This is a genomic window from Microcystis sp. M109S1 (assembly GCF_020247025.1).
Lineage (GTDB): Bacteria > Cyanobacteriota > Cyanobacteriia > Cyanobacteriales > Microcystaceae > Microcystis.
Genome location: NZ_JADBRW010000352.1, coordinates 1 through 3,990, shown reverse-complemented (window position 1 = coordinate 3,990; position 3,990 = coordinate 1). Strand labels below are relative to the sequence as shown.

The window sequence follows — 3,990 nt, the reverse complement described above, 5'->3', positions numbered from 1 at the left end:
TTGCTAATAAACATAGCAAAATTATAGATGATTTCCTGACCTAAGATCACATTTTATTCTTTTTTCAACTTCAATGTAAGAATCGAGAAAAAAGCAAAACCCTCCATTATACCATAAAAAAATTATGCAAGAGGTCTAATCAATTTCCACTTGATTCAATAAATCTCGATTAAGAGGCCATTCTCTCATGTCTCCACCTAGTGCGGGACCATTAACCGGATTGTTAACGCTTGCAGCCGTATCTAGAAGCATTTGATCGTAGGTAAAAGCTAAGACTCTATCCAATAAATCCTCGTTGGTATAAGTGAAAGCTTGACATCCTCACCGCCGTAAACGGACGGTGATTCCCAAACCTCACGATTTAGGTTTCTGCTTCTTTCCCTTGCGGGGTTCCGCACCTGCCTTAACAGATTTACAAAGAACCAGTATTAAAAACTTGATTTCTCACCATAACACCCCCTGCTTGTCTAGGTGTGGCAGTTGCCGCTAGACAAGCTAATTAGCCCTAGGCTATCTGTTTTTTTTAATCTCAACCTCGCTGACCTGAAGGGGAGTGGGGCTTTATATTTTTTTCCTGAATCTATCAGAAAGCCTAGCATTTATCGTATTACCATACTTAAATTGTAGTTTCCCGGAGGAAGTCAACTCTCGCCTCAATCCTTAAGAAATCCTCAAGAAATCCTTTCCCCGCTCTCGTTTCTGAATTGCCAAGAATTGCGTTAGAATTAAAGAAATATTACAAGTGGTTGACAAAAATGAGTAAGCCTGATAAAAAAGCCATTGCCCTCCAGTTAGAAAGTAGCAATTCTAAAGATCGTCTGCTGGCCTTGGCATCCCTGCGAGAAGTGACCCCGGAGGAAGCTGTACCCTTGATCAAAAAAGTCCTTTATGATGAAATGCTGCCAGTGCGATCGATGGCTGTCTTTGCTTTGGGAGTCAAACAAACCGAGGAATGCTTTCCTATCCTAGTGGATTTGTTAGCCAATGATGCCGATTATGGTATTCGCGCCGATGCTGCGGGGGCCTTAGGTTATTTAGAAGATATTCGCGCTTTTGAACCCCTACAACGGGCTTTTTACGAAGACACGCAATGGTTAGTCCGCTTTAGTGCCGCCGTCGCTTTGGGCAATTTGGGCGATATTCGGGCTAAACAGGTGTTATTATCGGCTCTCGATAGTAACGAAGCGGTTATTCAACAGGCCGCTATTGCCGCTCTTGGGGAAATCAAAGCAGTGGAAACCGTCGAGAAGCTTTTAACCTTTGTTAACTCCGATGACTGGTTAATCCGGCAGCGATTAGCGGAAGCTTTAGGCCATCTTCCGGCGGAAAAAACGATCGCGGCCTTAAAATTTTTGGTCAAGGACGAACATCCGCAAGTGCGCGAAGCGGCCCGTTTATCCTTGCAAAAATTGGTCTAGGGATAGGATAGAATAAATAATCTATTCTTCCAGAGCGATCGATCTTTGCCTACAGCCATTCATGGACATTCAAGAATTTATTAATCTCTGTGCGGGTAAATGGTTTTCTCAGCGTACCAGTTATCAATTAGCCGCTCAAAAAGTTGCCAATAATAAAGCAGAAATCACCATCGATTTGCTGGCTGCCGATGCTGCCGATGTGGTGCAATTATGTTTAGAAAATAACTGTCAGTCCCAGGCCAATCTAGGGGGATGGAAAGCGACTTGGGATAATTCCGTGGACTATGGACAACCGAAAAAAATCGGTTCTAGCTATTTAGTTTGGCTACCCTCAGAGAATTCTTGGCAAGGAAAATTAATCAAATCGGACGGTAAATCGGCAGCGCTGGGAGAATATCATCTCAGAAGCGATCAAGCTTTAACTTTAACCATCGAGGATAATCACCATCGTATCGAAGAAAGAATCTGGTTTGCTAGTCCTAATCTGAGATTGCGTACCAGTATTATCCAGTCGGCCAATGGCGATCGCCAGACGGTTTTCTATTCGGAAATTCGCAAAATGGTTGCTTCTAAGTAGCTGCCATCCCCAATGTCTGAGGTGGGGAAGACAGGGTTAATCTTCCACCACTCCAGTCAAATCCTCCTAACGTCGGCCGCGTTTGCTGCTGCCGAAACCACTGCGACTAGGGGTACGACGGGAACCGGAGGAACCGAAACTAGGAGAACGTTTGACATTATCAGATTTACCCGAATTCTTCAGGGTACTGGAACCATAACCGGAACCACTGGGTTTTGTGGTGGTTGTGGTGCTGCGATTGGGACTAGAGGAAGTATTACTGGGATAACGACGTAAATTGCCAGTAGAACGGAGAGTTTGCCGATTTTTGACCGCCGGAGGTGGACTATTATGTTTAGTCCGGTATTGATCTACTGCCTGATTATAGGTGGAACCGTGACCACCAAAACCGGTCATCACACCCCCCGGAGTATAGAGGGGAGGAACGTAATATTGAGGACGAAAGAGCAAACTACCCAAAGCTTGACCAGCAACAGCACCAAAAAAAGGACTCCAAAAACTCGATTCTTGCCGAATCACCACGGTTTCCTGTTGTCCGGTTTGAGGATTGTTCCGCACTTCCGTGACATTATGGACATACTCGATTTTAAAATCTTCGGTCATGTACAGGGTAGCCTGATCACCGTTGATTTCTACTGCGGTTTTTTCCCTTTTAGCGATAGCTTCATCGCTTAATCTAGCCATTTGGAGGTTAGTGCCGCGAAAGAGGGGAGAAGTCCCCGCAGGGGTGTTTAACAGCATTAAGGTATAAGTGCCATCTCCGTCATCGTAGGTAGCTTGTTGCACCTCGTAGCGACCGCTACTAACTTGATTGGATTGTTGTCTTACACTACTGTTATTAGCTGACGGTGACTGAGTCTGATTTGACGAGGAACCACAGGCCACCGTTGTGCAACAAAGGGTAAGAATTAAAAGGATTGTCGTTACTTGGCGCAGCATAAGGGCAAAATTAAGACTATAAAGGCAGTAATTCGGGGAAATTGAGTAATAGTTGCTCATTGGTCAATTCATCTCCCAATTGAGCAGGAGAAAAATGTACCTGAATCGCGCGCAGCCGACCTTGGTAGTGGAGGTTAATTATTGATTTTAAACCATCTTCTAGGGCCTCTCGATCGGCTAGGCTAGTTTCTAAAGCAGCACTCTCACCCTCGAAGGCTATTGTGATCATAACAACTAAGTTATCGGTGACGGGTAAAGTTAAGGGTTCGTTTTCCCCCACTTCCCCAGACACCGATTCACTTAGGTATCTGGCCGCAGAATCGGTAAACAGTTCGTTAACGTAGTCCCCTGCTTCCCCCTCATTCCAAAAAACATCGCCCTCATTAGCCACAGAAAACCAATAGAGGTTCATCTGCAGCAGATTTTGACAAATTTCTACTAAACCCTCTCCCATGACCTCTAAATCGCCTTCGGAATCGATCGCCTCCCGGCCGGCACGATTAAGAATACCGATCAGAGGTGCGATTTCTTGTCCGTAGAGATGCAAAAATAAGCGACAGACCACATAGCGAGTTTTACCCGCAAATTTCTTAAAGCGATCGCCTAAAGAACTCATAATAGACCTCTGGTAAAAATCAAAAATTGTCGTTAAGGTTAGGAGTCAGTAGTCTTGAAGTCATCAGCTCGATCAAGGTGATAAGGGCCAATTAATCGGATAAATAAAAGCTGATCAGTAGGGAGGCACAATTATTTGTAGGATGGGTTAGCGGTAGCGTAACCCATGCAGGTGTTGGGTTTCATGCTTCAACCCAACCTACCTTCAATTTGCCATTTTCTAGGCTCCTATGCCTTGATGCCCTGTTAACAGTCTATAATTAGGGTCTGCTGAAAAAGTTTTTCGGTGGTGGTAGGGTGTGGGGTGTGGGGTGTAGGGTTTTACCGATTTTCAGGTGGTCAACTACCTAATTTTCAGGGAAAAAGTACCTGAATTTTCCCCCTGATCACTCCCAGTCCGGTACTTTTTGATTGACAAAAAGTCTAAAAGTCTTACCCAAC

The 3,990-nt window shown here is 44.7% G+C and carries 5 protein-coding genes; 2 read left to right on the top strand and 3 right to left on the bottom strand.

Going from position 1 to position 3,990, the window contains the following annotated elements:
• Positions 1 to 135: 135 nt before the first annotated feature.
• Positions 136 to 285 (bottom strand): hypothetical protein, encoded by a 150-nt coding sequence (locus IM322_RS17620; protein WP_287699186.1) that lies wholly within the window; start codon positions 283 to 285, stop codon positions 136 to 138.
• A 470-nt stretch (positions 286 to 755) separates the two neighbouring features.
• Here IM322_RS17620 and IM322_RS17615 point away from each other — a divergent pair, with 470 nt between their 5' ends.
• Both IM322_RS17615 and IM322_RS17610 read left to right on the top strand, forming a co-directional pair.
• On the top strand, positions 756 to 1,418 hold the full coding sequence (locus IM322_RS17615; RefSeq protein WP_287675529.1) for a HEAT repeat domain-containing protein: 663 nt from the start codon (positions 756 to 758) through the stop codon (positions 1,416 to 1,418).
• A gap of 61 nt (positions 1,419 to 1,479) precedes the next feature.
• A complete protein-coding gene (locus tag IM322_RS17610; protein WP_287675528.1) occupies positions 1,480 to 1,995 on the top strand; it encodes a phycobiliprotein lyase in 516 nt (171 codons plus the stop codon).
• 66 nt (positions 1,996 to 2,061) lie between these two features.
• Here the strand turns inward: IM322_RS17610 and IM322_RS17605 are convergent, their stop codons facing one another.
• Together IM322_RS17605 and IM322_RS17600 are read right to left on the bottom strand one after the other, a co-directional pair.
• Positions 2,062 to 2,994 carry a hypothetical protein gene (locus IM322_RS17605; protein WP_287675527.1) on the bottom strand — a complete coding sequence of 311 codons (933 nt, stop codon included), beginning with the start codon at positions 2,992 to 2,994 and terminating at the stop codon, positions 2,062 to 2,064.
• Positions 2,951 to 3,550 carry a DUF1517 domain-containing protein gene (locus IM322_RS17600; RefSeq protein ID WP_287675526.1) on the bottom strand — a complete coding sequence of 200 codons (600 nt, stop codon included), beginning with the start codon at positions 3,548 to 3,550 and terminating at the stop codon, positions 2,951 to 2,953. The genes IM322_RS17605 and IM322_RS17600 overlap by 44 nt, the downstream gene beginning before the upstream one ends.
• Positions 3,551 to 3,990: the final 440 nt, after the last annotated feature.

Coding starts and splice junctions, on each gene's coding strand:
- IM322_RS17600 (WP_287675526.1), bottom strand. CDS start 3,550: ATGAGTTCTTTAGGCGATCGCTTTAAGAAATTTGCGGGTAAAACTCGC.
- IM322_RS17605 (WP_287675527.1), bottom strand. CDS start 2,994: ATGAGCAACTATTACTCAATTTCCCCGAATTACTGCCTTTATAGTCTT.
- IM322_RS17615 (WP_287675529.1), top strand. CDS start 756: ATGAGTAAGCCTGATAAAAAAGCCATTGCCCTCCAGTTAGAAAGTAGC.
- IM322_RS17610 (WP_287675528.1), top strand. CDS start 1,480: ATGGACATTCAAGAATTTATTAATCTCTGTGCGGGTAAATGGTTTTCT.